We start from the raw sequence: 13,597 nt of genomic DNA on the forward strand, positions 1-13,597 counted from the left end.
CCTATACACTAAACGAGCGCTTAAGCTGATTAATGAGGCGAAATTATAGTCAATATATCACTGTTTGTCAATAGTATTTCTCTATTTCTTTAAAAAAATACTATTTTTAAGTATAATTAGACCAATTAAAAGGGAAAGCACTTTATGAAATTAGCAAGATTTAGTCGGTTAGGTTTTATTTTAGCAGCAGCAGGCTCTGCTGTCGGACTTGGAAATATCTGGAAGTTTCCATACATTACAGGAGAGTATGGCGGCGGAGCATTTGTGCTCATTTATCTTATCACTGTGCTGCTTATCGGGTTTTCCATCATGATAGCGGAGATGCTCATTGGTTATCTTGGCCGCCGTGATACGGTTACATCGTTTGAAGAACTTGCTCCTAGAAACAAGCATATATGGAAACTTGGTGGTTTTCAGGCCTTAGCAGGTCTATTCATTATGATTTTTTACTCAGTCGTTATCGGTTGGATATTTAACTACATCATCACTTCTTTGAGCTATCTTCCTGCAAGCGTCGAAGAGGCGGAGACTACTTTTACGACAATGCTTCACAGCAATTTTTGGATACAGCTTTTTTACCATACGCTCTCTTTTGCTTTCATTACCTATGTAGTTCATAAGGGTATTAAGAGTGGTATTGAAAAACTAAATTACTACTTGATGCCGGCATTGATGGTGATTCTTGGTGGTATGTTCATCTATGCAACGACGCTTGGAGGTTTTTCAAAAGCGGTGGACTTTATGTTTATGCCGGATTGGTCAAAAGTTACTTCAGAGGCGTTTGTCGTAGCGGTCGGACATGCATTTTTTACTCTCTCACTCGGTATGGGTGCCATTATGACCTATGCAGCATCACTGCCAAAAGATGCCAACCTTGTTAAAAGTGCTTTTTGGGTTGTCTTTTTAGATACGACCATCGCTATAGTAGCGGGTTTGATGCTCTTTACATTTCTATACCAATACGGCTCAGGCCCTGCAAAAGGCCCGGGGCTGGTTTTTATTTCATTGCCGGCGGCTTTTTATGAGATGGGTATTCTTGGCAACTTCTTCGCAGTACTCTTTTTTATAGCGCTTGCCTTTGCCGGACTTACATCTTCGGTCTCTCTTGTTGAGCCGATGATTCAGTACTTTATCGACAGATTTGGCTGGAGCCGCCTTAAATCTTCTTTGAGCATGGGCTTTTTCTTTTGGTTTTTAGGCATCTTTGCCATTCTCTCAAATATCGACGGCACAAAAGAGTTCCTGACATGGGGAAGCAAAAACTTCTTTGACTGGGTAGATTATGTAACGGCAGCCATTATGCTGCCTTTGGGTGGTCTTATCATGGCTGTATTTGTCGGCTTTGTCATTCCTGAGAGTGAAGTGGAGAAAGTTGTCAAACCACAATTGAAATGGGCATATAAACCATGGTACTTTTCACTTCGTTATCTTACGCCGGTCGCTATGTTCGTGGTCATGCTTTCACTGATGGGAATCATATAGATGGATATCGCCAAAGAGTGTAGAAAAATCCTGCGTGAGGCAGGTGTCAATTCTCAATCACACATCGATTTTGATGTCAATGGTGAAGTGATGACGCTGACACTTGAGTATATCATAGATGCATATATGCAGGCTTCCAAAGAGTCTCAGCTTGTTTTTTACGCTGCACTGCAGAAGTCACTCGATACAAAAGAGATGGGAATTGAGAAGTTCTTTGAGGGGATGGGACAGCTGCTGCTTATGTCCCATCTCTCTGAGAAGTTTGAAGGTTTATAAAGGAAAATAGATGGGATGGACATGCCAACACGATTACAAAGGTTTTTGCAAACTTTTAAATGTAGTCTGCACTCCGGGCATCAAAGGATGTACTCTTAATAAAGGGAAACACGACTATTTTTTTACGAGTGGTAATTTTGAAGAGGATAAAAAAAGGGAGGAGTCCAAAAAGAGAGACTCCATCGACTTTGCCGCTTTGGCAAGGTCAAACTAAAACTGAATCAATCCATCAACAGGACTTGATGCCGTAGCGTATGGTTTTTTAGGTATGCGGCCTGCAAGATAGCTCATGCGTCCTGCAATGACAGCATGCTTCATGGCTTCTGCCATCGCGATAGGATTGTTTGACTGAGCGATGGCTGTATTTGTAAGCACACCTTCTGCACCAAGCTCCATGGCATAGGCTGCATCACTCGCACATCCGATTCCCGCATCAACGATTACAGGAACATCAACCGCTTCACGTACAAAGACAACATTGTAAGGGTTTTGCACGCCAAGACCGCTTCCAATAGGGGCTGCCAGCGGCATAACTGCATGAGCACCCGCATCTTCTAAGCGTTTTGCCATGATAGGATCATCTGATGTGTACGCCATGATGGTAAAGCCGTCTTTGTGAAGGACTTCACAGGCTTTGATAGTCTCAAGTACATCAGGGTAGAGTGTTTTTTGCGTGTCACCGATGACCTCTAGTTTTATAAGATCGATGCCTGTCGCTTCACGAGTCAGACGAAATGTCGTGATCGCCTCTTCAGCCGTTACACAACCTGCAGAGTTTGGCAAGAATTTTACATTGGTTCCTGCAAAAGTATCACGTAAATTCTCTTTGCTCGGGTCTGTAATGTTTAAGCGGCGAACGGCAACAGTGATAAGTTCACTCCCTGATGCCAATGTTGCCTCTTTTGTCATCTCAAAAGAGGCATATTTTCCACTGCCGACGATAAGGCGTGAGCCTAATTCATATTTTCCGATTTTTAGTTTGTTATTCATTATAGGTTTCCTATATTATATTAATTATTGATTTATAGCATAAGCTATCTTATAGTTTTCCAATTTGCTCTATCAAATCGTTTGGCGTAAGAGAAAAATCAGCCCCGCTATAATGTTTTGCCAGTGTTGTATGTGCCAGCGAAGCATGGATGGCTGCGTGAAGCGCCTCAAACCCCTGCGCTAAAAGCGCACCGATAAGGCCGCTTAGAACATCGCCGCTGCCGCCTTTGGCTAGTTTTGCACTACCGTGAGGGTTGACATAGAATTTCTCATTTTGCCCGATGATGACATTTGCTCCTTTTAAAAGCAGTGTTGCGTGAGGATATTTTTTACAAAAGAGTTCTGCATACTCAAAACGTTCATTTTGTAACGTTTCTACACTAATGTCTGCGATGCCTGTCAGTTTTAAGAGTGAGACAAATTCTTTGGGATGCGGCGTGAGCACAATATTTTTACGTTTTAAAAGCTTTAAAATGATATCTTTGTAAAAAAGATCGGCATCGATGATAAGCGGCAAATCAGTGTCTAAAAAGGCCAACAGTTCTTTGTCGCTGAACTCTTCGCCAAGTCCCATTCCAAGTGCGATAGCCGATGTCGTCTGTGGCAGGGCATGTCCATACATCAGTGCTGAAGGGATGTTTAAGAACTGCTCTTTTTCATACCCGATAAGTGTGACAAGTCCTGTACCAAAACGAAGTGCAGCCGAAGCAGAGAGTACACTTGCACCCAGTTTCTCTCCACTGAGAACTGCTAGGTGCCCATAACTGCCTTTGTGTGAGTTTTTCTGTTTTCTATGAGGGAGTTCAAGGTCTTCTTCATCCAGCAGGTACCAGTTTGATTCTCTTTCGTAGAGCTTGCGTGAGATGCCAAGATCGATCACATGAATCTCTCCGACATACTCTTTTGTTGTGTCTAAAAAGAGGGATTTTTTCAGTGCTCCCATCGTCAGTGTTGTATCTGCAAAGAAGTTAGGACTTGGCATATCGCAGGCGATCTTGTAACTATCAAGAGTATTCATCTCTTGAATGAGTTGCGTGAGCTGGGTAGAAAACTTACCTTGAAAGCCTGTTCCCACAATGGCCTCTACGAGTACGTCACATGGTTGAAGCTGCGTGAGAATCGGAACACCAAGAGCATCGGCACGTTTTTGCTGGAGCTGTGCCATGGGAGATTTTGGCTCTTTTGCATGGAGGAGGGAAACGTCATAGTCACCATGGATCAGTCGAGTAAGAGCGATGCCGTCAGCACCGTTGTTTCCGCTGCCAGTGACAACTATGACCTTTGCATCTTTTGCAAACTTCTCCCTGATGAAAGCGGCCATGCCTTCTGCGGCATGTTCCATCAAGATATCTTCACTCAGGTAAAAATCATCATAACAACGTCTATCAAGGCTGCCTACTTCATCAAAGAGCTTTTGCATGTTACTCTTCCAGTACGTACTCGTCTATTTTCACGATAGAACTGACAATCTCATTAAAGAGCAGTGTTGGATACGCTGTACGGTACTGATAGAGAAACTTGTTCTTTTTGAGTGTTTTCAGCAGCGCTGTATTGTAGTAGTTTGCATTGGAACATTTTCCAAGGAACAGAAATGAAAAGAGTAGTTTAAGGTGTGGGTTTTCAAAAGTTTCATGCGGTTGTGCAAGAAAGGTAAAACCGTATTTTTGCAGATTTGCAAAGCTGAGCATATAGAGAAGAAAATCTTCGAACTGTGTATAAAAACCGTTGAGATTTTCAATGTCATGGAAAAAGTAGTAATAGTTGTCCAGCAGTTCCTGTTGGGAGATAATCTGTGAAAGCTTACTTTTTTCATCTCGTTTGCGTGCAAAAAAGTTTGGGTCTACCGCCATATAGATATGTTTTTTCTCTGCAACGAGCTTTTTAAACGCTTCATCAAAAGCATCGCTCTCTTCAAAACGAATGTAGTTAAAATGCTCATCTTTGTATCGCAGCTCAACATCCTCTTCATGTGAGTTGTTAAAGTCCATGTAAAGTGTTGGAACATTCATGTCAATGACGTAGTTGCGGATTCTACAGGCGAGATTCGTTTTCCCTGAACCGACCTCTCCTAAAATCAAGGTATTGTGACAAAGCATTCTCTCTTCAAGTTTCAGTGCATCGATAGTGTCTAGGTATTTTCCAATAGTTTCTCTCATAGGTGTTCCTTTATGCAATAGTATTTAGTTCGTCTTATTATATCTTCTTGAGGATAAAAAAGGTATAATAAGAACATGAATTACAAAACAATTGCACAAGAAACACTCCAGATAGAAGCAGATACCCTGCGTGAGGCTGCAAAAAAAATTGGAAATGAATTTGATAAAGCTGTCGAAATTATCCTGAACTGCAAAGGCAAACTTGTTGTTAGCGGTGTAGGAAAAAGCGGGCTTATCGGTGCCAAAATGGCTGCAACATTTGCATCAACAGGCACACCGAGCTTCTTTTTGCATCCCACAGAAGCACTTCACGGCGATCTTGGAATGATAGGCAAAGAGGATGTAGTCCTTGCTATCAGTTACTCCGGAGAGAGTGAAGAGCTTAGTTCGATTTTACCACATATAAAACGTTTCGGTACGCCGCTTATCGGGATGACGCGCAATGAGCATTCAACACTTGGGGAGTACAGTGATCTTGTTATCAAAGTGGAAGTTGAGCGTGAAGCCTGTCCGCTTAATATTGCACCGACAAGCTCAACGACACTTACGCTTGCTCTTGGGGATGCTCTGGCGGTTTGTCTGATGAAGGCGCGTGATTTTCAAAAGAGTGATTTTGCCTCTTTTCATCCGGGCGGCGCGCTTGGAAAGAAACTTTTTGTAAAAGTAAAGAACTTGATGCAGACAGAAAATCTGCCGATTATCAACCAAGATGCAAAAGTGAAAGATGCCATTTTGACCATTAGTGAAGGGCGGCTTGGAACAGCGCTCATAAACGATGAAAAGGGAAAACTTGTTGCACTTATGAGTGATGGAGATGTACGTCGGGCACTTTTGAGCGAAGCGTTCTCACTTGATGATCCGGTACTGAAATATGCAACGAAAAATCCGCTCAGCATTGATGATGCCGAGATGCTGGCAAGCGATGCACTTGTTTTGATAGAAGATAAAAAAATTCAACTTTTAGTCATAACTGACACAGATAAAAAGATACAAGGGGTACTTCATATTCATACCCTGATAGAAAAAGGAATCTCATAAATGAGACTAAATAAATACATCGCGCATTACTCGACCTACTCACGTAGAGAGGCTGACAAGGCAATTCAAGACGGTTATGTCCGTGTTAACGGTGAGATCGAAGATAACCCAGCTACACAGATAGAAGAGGGTAGAGATATTGTCTACATCAGCGGTAAACAGGTAAGTCCGCAAGAGAAATATACCGTCATTGTTTATAACAAACCAAAAGGCGAACTCGTTACAAAGTCAGACCCAAAAGGGCGTCGAACTATTTACGATTCACTTCATAAAGATTTTCGTCATTATATTCCGGTAGGACGACTCGACTTTGCATCTGAAGGTCTGTTACTCTTAACCGATGCTTCGCATGTGGCAACGGCTTTGATGGAGTCTGACCTTGAGCGAATCTACAAAATAAAGATCAAAGGCGAAGTGACACCGGAGATGGAAGATGCGATGATGAACGGGCTCTATCTTGAAGATGCAAGTGCCGGTGCACATTCGCATTCAAAAATAAAATCTATGGAGTTCAAGCCTTTCATCGGGTACAAGATCCAAAAGAATCAGCCGAACTACTCCATACTCAAAGTAGCACTTAGCGAAGGAAAGAACCGTGAACTACGTCGTTTCTTTGCACACTTTGGCGGCGAAGTGGTTGATTTGAAACGTTTGAGCTTTGCAGAGATAGAACTTAACAATCTACCAACCGGCAAGACGCGTTTTTTGACACGTTCGGAATATTCGGCTCTGCATAAATTTCTCAAAGAGGAAAAAAAGCGCTCCAAAGAGAGAAAAAACAGACTAAAAGCTGTTGAAGACGAGTAAAATTTTGGATTTTACCTATCTATTGCGTCCAAAGAATTTCGATGAGATGGTGGGGCAAGAGCACCTCACGCAAATAGGTGCACCATTGAGAACACTGTGTGAAAAAAATGCTTTGGGACACAGCTTTTTTTATGGGCCTGCCGGTGTCGGTAAGACTTCGCTCGCACGAATCATAGCTACAACGCTGGATATGCCTTTTTATGAGTTCAATGCAACCTCACTCAAAATAGATGAGCTTCGAAAGGTTTTCGCTCAGTATAAGAATGCCCTGCAAAAACCGCTTATCTTTATAGATGAGGTGCACCGTCTTTCTAAAAATCAGCAAGAGGTTTTGCTGCCAGTAATGGAGAATAACTCTGTACTTGTCATCGGTGCCTCAACGGAGAACCCTTTCTTCTCACTTACTTCTGCAATGCGTTCACGCTCTATGCTCTTTGAGCTCAAAGCTATCTCTCATGCAGCCCTCACGCAGCTGCTTCAAAGAGCGCAAGAAAAAGAGAACCTGCAGATTGAGAGTGATGTGCAGGAGTATCTTGTAGCTTCTAGCGGCGGGGATGCTCGTGCAATGTTGAAGCTGTTGGAGTTTGCAGCCAATGTAGATGAGAAAATTACGCTGGAGCTGCTTAGATCACTGCGTCCAAATGCACTGCAAACGGGAAGCAGTGAAGCGGGTGTCCATTATGATCTGGCCTCGGCGCTTATCAAGTCGATTCGCGGAAGTGACGTGGATGCTGCCATCTATTATCTTGCACGGCTTATTGAAGGCGGGGAGAGTGCTGATTTTATAGCCCGTCGTTTAGTGATACTCGCAAGTGAAGATATCGGCAATGCTAATCCGCAGGCACTCACACTGACGACTTCGACACTCACGAGCGTTAAGCAGATAGGTTATCCGGAAGCGCGCATTATTTTGGCGCAGGCTGTTCTCTACCTTTGTGCCTCACCCAAATCAAACTCAGCTTATTTAGCAATAAATAAAGCTTTGAAAGCCGTTCGAGACGGCGAGATACTTGAGATTCCGAAAAACATAACACAGCAGAATGAAGGCTATCTCTATCCACATGATTTTGGCGGTTATGTAAAACAGCAGTATTTAAGTAAGGATCTCAAGCTCGTAGAACTCAAAGAGATCGGCTATGAGAAAAAAATGAAAGAGTGGCTTAATTTATTTTGTACTTAAGGGTACATTAGATATTATGTCTAGCATTAATTGATAATTAAAGGGACGTATCTTATGGATATTTCAACCACATCTAACGTTGTTACAATTTCGGGGAACATTAAAACTGTCAGTGATTACCAAGCTATTAAAAGCACTCTAGATTCATTGATTGGAGCAAATAAGACCATTATCATCGATATTAAAGATTCTATCTCTATTACATCATCTGTTATAGGGTACCTTACAAAACTTGTACAAAAAGAGGGTATAGACCTTAGTATTAAAGTTGGTAACGATAGTCTGCTTGAACTATTTGACGATCTTAATCTCATCACACTTTTCAAAGTTAAAAAGGCATAAATCGTGACTATTAAAAATAAACTCAAACTTATAACTGCCATTGTCGTCTCTTTCGCACTCATAATTATTGCATTGACGATAAACAGTGCAATGAATGAACGAGCAGTGATAACACAGGCAAAAGAGCTGAATGTGCTTTCACAGAAACTTTCACTCCTGATACATGAAACACAAAAAGAGAGAGGGGCAAGTGCCGGTTTTCTTGGATCAAAAGGGAAAAAGTTTGGTGAGATTCTTAAAAAACAACGAGTGCTTACAGATAAACGATATGAAGAGTTACAGCAATATGTAAAGAGTCTTGATCTAGAACACTACTCGTCTGAATTGCGTACGAATATCAAAGAAGTTATGGATGGGATGGGGAATATTGGAAAAATTCGTTCCCGTGTTGACAGTTTGACAATCCCGGTAAAAGAAGAAGTACAATACTATACGGGTGTCAATAAAGACATCTTGGATGTGGTCTCCCTTACAGCAAAACTTGCAAATACTCCGGAACTTGTGAAAGCATTAAGTGCCTATACGAACTTTTTAAAATCAAAAGAGAGAGCGGGAATAGAGAGAGCTGTTATGAGTGCTACCTTTTCATCAGATAAATTCGGTAAGGGAATGTTTGCGAAATTCATCACATTAATGGCTGAGCAAAATGCTTATATGGATGCTTTTACAAGTATTGCACCGCACGAGTCTGTGAAACTGTATAAAGAGACAATGAACTCCCCAGTTGTTGCAGAAGTCAATAAAATGCGCTCAATTGCACTGGCAAAAGCAAGTGAAGGTGGTTTTGGCGTTGATGGTGTTGTCTGGTTTCAAACGATCACAAAGAAAATCAATCTACTGAAAAAAGTCGATGACAGCCTTGCAAAAGAGAACGATAAACTGTTAGCTGAAATTGAATCACAATATAAACAAGACACTCTTATCACTCTGCTTAGCTATAGTATATTTGCTATTGCTGTATTTATTATCATCTTAATAATTGCAAGAGGTGTCAATAGAAGTGTTGATAGCTCACTTGAAAAAATAAGCTGTGTATCAAATGATCTGGATCTTAGCTGTAATGTTGTCGTTGAAGGGGATGATGAGATATCTCAAATTTCACGAGCACTACACAAGATGATTATTGCCTTTAAAGAGAGTGTATACAGCTCTCAGGATGTGGCAACAGCAACGACACGTGAGAGTAATCGTTTGAATGAAGTTGTTGATGCTTTAACTGAAAATTCCCAACAAGAAGAGAAGAAAATTACCGAAGCAAACGGCCTTATATCCGAAATTGGAGAGAAGCTTGACATTGTTGAAGAGTCAACTATTGTGGTTACTGAAGATCTCAACACAACATTCAATGTTCTTGATAGTTTCATTGTAAAATTGGACTCTGTTGTTACTTCTATTGAAAATGGGAGTGAACAGCAACAAGAACTTGTGGATAAAGTTGCATCACTTACAGAACAGGCGAAAAATATCAAAGATGTGCTTGCTATCATCTCTGACATTGCTGATCAGACAAATCTACTAGCACTCAATGCTGCCATTGAAGCGGCTCGTGCAGGAGAACATGGACGTGGTTTTGCCGTTGTAGCGGATGAGGTAAGAAAACTTGCTGAGCGTACACAAAAATCACTCTCAGAAATCAGTGCTAATGTGAATCTCATTACACAAAATGTTGTTGAAATTTCTGAAGAGACAGACAGAACATCACAAAGCATGCATGCCATTGCCGGTTCTGCACAAGAGCTCATTATCTCATCCAATGAAACAAAAGATAACCTAGTGAGAACAAAAGACAAATCAACAGATACGATGCATCAGAGTGTATTTATTGCAACGAAAACAAAGACACTTATCTCTACTATGAATGAGATTGTCGCTGTTGCGATGAAAAACAGTGAACTTAGATCTACTGTGGAAACTGCAGTGGAAACATTAACGAGAGACGCTAAAAAACTACAATCAGAACTGAGCAAGTTTAAAATATAATGTCCAAAGAGAGACTTGAACAGCTAGAAAAAAGTGAGGCTTATGCCTCCTATCAATCAGATTTGGCATTTGCAAAAGAGCTGAATATTCTGAGAAATGATTTTTATTATCAGATGATCGATTCGAATGCGGCTACTTTAGTCGATTTTTTGTATAAACCGTTGGATACGCTTAGTGGCGATGCTTACAGTGCTAGAAGAATTGATGAACATAGAACATTTTATCTTCTCGTTGATGGCATGGGCAAAGGCGTGTCGGCTTCTTTTACCGCGGTTATTATGACGACTTTTATCAATCATTTAGTTGATAAGATGATAGAGCATGACAGTTTTAGTTTAGATCTTATTGTTAAAGAATCTATGGAGTTTATCAAACCGATCCTGCTTGACGATGAAGTTTTGGCAATAGATTATATTTGTTTTGATAACTATTATGATGTTTTAGAGTATGCAAAGTTTGCCATGCCTCCTTTTTTACTGCAGGATAAAGATGATAATATCATCAGGATAAAAGCTAACAACACTCCCCTAAGCAAGTGGCAGTCTAAATATGACATTGCAAGGCATAATGTTGCCAATATCGAAAAATTTCTCTTTTACAGTGACGGTATTGTCGAGAATACAACAGATTGTGAAGGCTTGCCTTATGCCGCTTTTATTGAAGATGATTTTAGAGAATCTTTTAGTAGAGAAGAGTTTAAAGAGAAATTCTTCAATAAGGTCAAGGAACAAGAGGATGACCTCACGCTTATCTTTATTAACAGTTTGGATATTCGTGAAGAGACACTTGTGGCAAAACACTCCTTTAAGACATCTTTAGCTGACGTTGATGCAGCTTCGCAGTGGTATGAAACACTTTGGGGGAATATTCAGACAGATAACTCTTCTGAGGCAGAGAAAGCAGGTGTAGTATTTACGGAACTCTATATGAATGCCTATGAACATGGAAATCTCGGCATCAGTGCGAAGGAAAAACATCAATATCTTGAAGACGATGTCTATTTTGAAAAACTGAATGAACTTGAGCAAATGAGTACAAAGAACATTATTGTGGAAGTCTATATGCTGAAAGAATTTGCCAATGAGTATGTTGTTACAAAAATAAAAGATGAAGGCGATGGCTTCGATACTCAGATTCTCAGTCAGATCTTTCGAAATTCTCGAAAGTTTAATGGCCGCGGTGTCTTTATCTCACGCAAGAATTCTATGGGAATTTACTACAACTCCCAAGGAAATTGCGTACTTTTCTTCAATAAAATATAACTATTTATCGAAATAGTTATATAATTACATTATAGAAAAAATAAGGATTTATAATGTCAAAAAGTATGTCATTTGAAGAGGCATCTCTTAATTACCACAGAGCAAAAGGTGAATTTGATCAAAATGGAAAAACTGCTACTCTTTTAACAAAACCGTGCACGACACAGGAAGAGCTTTCTATGGCTTACTCTCCGGGTGTTGCCTATCCATGTCTGGAGATTCAAAAAGAGAGTGAAAAAGCGTATGAATACACAAACAAAGGAAACCTCGTTGCCGTTGTAAGTGACGGAACTGCGGTTCTTGGGCTTGGTGATATTGGACCATTGGCTGGAAAACCTGTTATGGAAGGCAAGGGCGTTTTATTTAAATCTTTTGCCAATGTAGATGCTGTTGATATTGAGTTAAATACAAAAGATACGGAGGAGATCATTCAAATTGTTGCTGCTATGGCTGATAGTTTTGGCGGTATAAACCTCGAAGATATTTCAGCACCAAGATGTTTTGAGATAGAAGAGCGTCTCAAAGAGATCTGTAATGTACCTGTTTTTCATGATGATCAGCATGGAACGGCGGTTATTACGACAGCAGGGCTTATGAACGTGCTTGAGATGAGCGGTAAGAATGTCGAAGATTTGAAAGTTGTTGTGATCGGTGCTGGTGCTGCAGGAATCGCCTGTGGCAAGATGTATAAAGAACTCGGTGTGCAAAACATCACTATGCTTGATTCTAAAGGTGTTATTCACAGCGGTAGAGATGATCTAAATAAATATAAACAGCAATTCGCTCTCGATACTGATGACAGAACACTGGAAGATGCGATGAAAGGTGCGGACATGGTTCTTGGACTTTCAAAAGCTGATATCATTACACCGGAGATGGTAAAGTCAATGTCTGATACACATCCAATCATCTTTGCCTGCGCAAATCCAAATCCTGAGATAAAACCTCCTGTAGCCAAAGAAGCAAGAGAAGATATCATCATAGGGACGGGAAGAAGTGATTATGCCAATCAGGTAAACAATGTTCTTGGTTTTCCTCAAATATTCCGTGGAGCATTGGATGTACGTGCAACAAAAATAACAGAGAAAATGAAACTTGCAGCTGCACGTGCATTGGCCGCTCTTGCAAAAGAGGAAGTGCCGGCTCATGTAAAAATAGCACACCATAGAGAGACTATGGAGTTTGGACCTGAATATATCATTCCTTCACCGTTTGACAGACGTGTTCTCGTTTATGTTGCTTCTGCAGTAGCAGAGGCGGCTATTGAAGATGGTGTTGCACGTGTGAAAGATTTTGATATGGATGCATACAAAATAAAACTACAAAGACTTGCAGACCACCTCGACGGCAAGATCTAAAACCAAAGAGAGATTTAGACTCTCTTTGCCTCCTTATAAAACTTGCGAAGTCCCAATTTTGCTTTTGTATCGAGTTTATACGATATAAGTTTCAGATAATTTAAAATATCTTTTTTTTCAATGCCTGTTTTGTTGGAGGCTTGCTGCAGCAGGTACTGAGGGATTTTATACTGCTTTTTTAAAAATTCATTTTCAATTTTTTTATAGAGCTTTCTATCTTTGTGATAGCATAAAAGTGCAAATACAAAAGGAAGATGATGTGTCGTGTTCCATAGTGCCGCTAGATCGATATAGTCATCATGTGCAAGAGAATATTTGAGCGCTTTGTCGCCGATGAGCACCTCTCCGTTTTGCTGTAGGATACGGGTTAAAACATTGGATGATGCCGATTCTCTATCGCTTTTGTCCTTGCGTGAGGGAATGACCAAAACACTCTGGACATTTTTTTTGGCAATGATACCTAGATTAACATGTTTATATTTTTTCGCACTAATACTGGAGATAAAAGCGGCATCGACACGTCTGCTTATAAATTCATGATTGATTTTTGCAGGAACATTCTTTTTATGATTCATGATGGCATTTTCCTGTGAGTTTCTGCCAAAGCGTTTCATAAAGATATGAAAAGGGAGGAGGTTGAGGTATTCTATTTTTCCAAAAATCATGCGAAATTATATCGCACTTAACTTATCTTAGATATAATTTTGTACATAAAATACGAAGGTG

14 protein-coding genes are annotated in these 13,597 nt (G+C 40.5%); 10 read left to right on the forward strand and 4 right to left on the reverse strand.

Translation table 11 applies throughout. The annotated features are described in order from the left end of the window. Nucleotides 1-144 precede the first annotated feature (144 nt). Genes FM071_RS00725 through FM071_RS00735 form a run of 3 tightly spaced genes read left to right on the forward strand, consistent with a single transcriptional unit; the run spans nucleotide 145 to nucleotide 1,972 of the window. Entirely contained in the window at nucleotides 145-1,482 is a 1,338-nt protein-coding gene (locus FM071_RS00725; protein ID WP_193111120.1) for a sodium-dependent transporter, read from the forward strand. Continuing rightward, nucleotides 1,483-1,758 (forward strand): hypothetical protein, encoded by a 276-nt coding sequence (locus FM071_RS00730; protein ID WP_193111122.1) that lies wholly within the window; start codon nucleotides 1,483-1,485, stop codon nucleotides 1,756-1,758. Between the two features lie 10 nt (nucleotides 1,759-1,768). Then, nucleotides 1,769-1,972, forward strand: a complete 204-nt coding sequence (locus tag FM071_RS00735; RefSeq protein WP_193111123.1) for a hypothetical protein — start codon at nucleotides 1,769-1,771, stop codon at nucleotides 1,970-1,972. On the opposite strand, the gene FM071_RS00740 is transcribed toward FM071_RS00735, so the two are convergent. Genes FM071_RS00740 through FM071_RS00750 form a run of 3 tightly spaced genes read right to left on the reverse strand, consistent with a single transcriptional unit; the run spans nucleotide 1,969 to nucleotide 4,904 of the window. Then, nucleotides 1,969-2,748, reverse strand: a complete 780-nt coding sequence (locus tag FM071_RS00740; RefSeq protein ID WP_193111125.1) for a thiazole synthase — start codon at nucleotides 2,746-2,748, stop codon at nucleotides 1,969-1,971. The two genes, FM071_RS00735 and FM071_RS00740, sit on opposite strands and share 4 nt — an antisense overlap. Nucleotides 2,749-2,797: 49 nt before the next feature. Next, complete coding sequence (locus FM071_RS00745) at nucleotides 2,798-4,168, reverse strand: NAD(P)H-hydrate dehydratase (RefSeq protein WP_193111126.1); 1,371 nt, start codon at nucleotides 4,166-4,168, stop codon at nucleotides 2,798-2,800. Nucleotide 4,169: 1 nt separating this feature from the next. Continuing rightward, nucleotides 4,170-4,904: an ATP-binding protein gene (locus FM071_RS00750; RefSeq protein WP_193111128.1), complete on the reverse strand. Its 735-nt coding sequence runs from the start codon at nucleotides 4,902-4,904 to the stop codon at nucleotides 4,170-4,172. A 75-nt stretch (nucleotides 4,905-4,979) separates the two neighbouring features. On the opposite strand from FM071_RS00750, the gene FM071_RS00755 reads away from it, so the two are divergent. From FM071_RS00755 to FM071_RS00785, 7 genes are read left to right on the forward strand one after another with little or no spacing between them, the layout of a single operon-like run. Beyond that, complete coding sequence (locus FM071_RS00755) at nucleotides 4,980-5,942, forward strand: KpsF/GutQ family sugar-phosphate isomerase (RefSeq protein WP_193111130.1); 963 nt, start codon at nucleotides 4,980-4,982, stop codon at nucleotides 5,940-5,942. After that, nucleotides 5,943-6,749 carry a pseudouridine synthase gene (locus tag FM071_RS00760; RefSeq protein ID WP_193111131.1) on the forward strand — a complete coding sequence of 269 codons (807 nt, stop codon included), beginning with the start codon at nucleotides 5,943-5,945 and terminating at the stop codon, nucleotides 6,747-6,749. Nucleotides 6,750-6,753: 4 nt separating this feature from the next. Next, nucleotides 6,754-7,929: a replication-associated recombination protein A gene (locus FM071_RS00765; protein WP_193111984.1), complete on the forward strand. Its 1,176-nt coding sequence runs from the start codon at nucleotides 6,754-6,756 to the stop codon at nucleotides 7,927-7,929. Between the two features lie 54 nt (nucleotides 7,930-7,983). Then, nucleotides 7,984-8,271, forward strand: coding sequence for a hypothetical protein (locus FM071_RS00770; protein ID WP_193111133.1), 288 nt, complete (start codon nucleotides 7,984-7,986; stop codon nucleotides 8,269-8,271). 3 nt (nucleotides 8,272-8,274) lie between these two features. Next, on the forward strand, nucleotides 8,275-10,251 hold the full coding sequence (locus tag FM071_RS00775) for a methyl-accepting chemotaxis protein (RefSeq protein ID WP_226960543.1): 1,977 nt from the start codon (nucleotides 8,275-8,277) through the stop codon (nucleotides 10,249-10,251). Further along, complete coding sequence (locus FM071_RS00780; RefSeq protein ID WP_193111134.1) at nucleotides 10,251-11,513, forward strand: ATP-binding SpoIIE family protein phosphatase; 1,263 nt, start codon at nucleotides 10,251-10,253, stop codon at nucleotides 11,511-11,513. Before FM071_RS00775 ends, FM071_RS00780 begins: the two co-directional genes overlap by 1 nt. Before the next feature lie 53 nt (nucleotides 11,514-11,566). Next, a complete protein-coding gene (locus FM071_RS00785; protein WP_283949408.1) occupies nucleotides 11,567-12,871 on the forward strand; it encodes a malic enzyme-like NAD(P)-binding protein in 1,305 nt (434 codons plus the stop codon). A gap of 14 nt (nucleotides 12,872-12,885) precedes the next feature. Here the strand turns inward: FM071_RS00785 and FM071_RS00790 are convergent, their stop codons facing one another. Next, nucleotides 12,886-13,536: an MqnA/MqnD/SBP family protein gene (locus FM071_RS00790; protein ID WP_193111136.1), complete on the reverse strand. Its 651-nt coding sequence runs from the start codon at nucleotides 13,534-13,536 to the stop codon at nucleotides 12,886-12,888. Nucleotides 13,537-13,597 lie beyond the last annotated feature (61 nt).

This window comes from Sulfurimonas paralvinellae (assembly GCF_014905135.1).
Lineage (GTDB): Bacteria > Campylobacterota > Campylobacteria > Campylobacterales > Sulfurimonadaceae > Sulfurimonas > Sulfurimonas paralvinellae.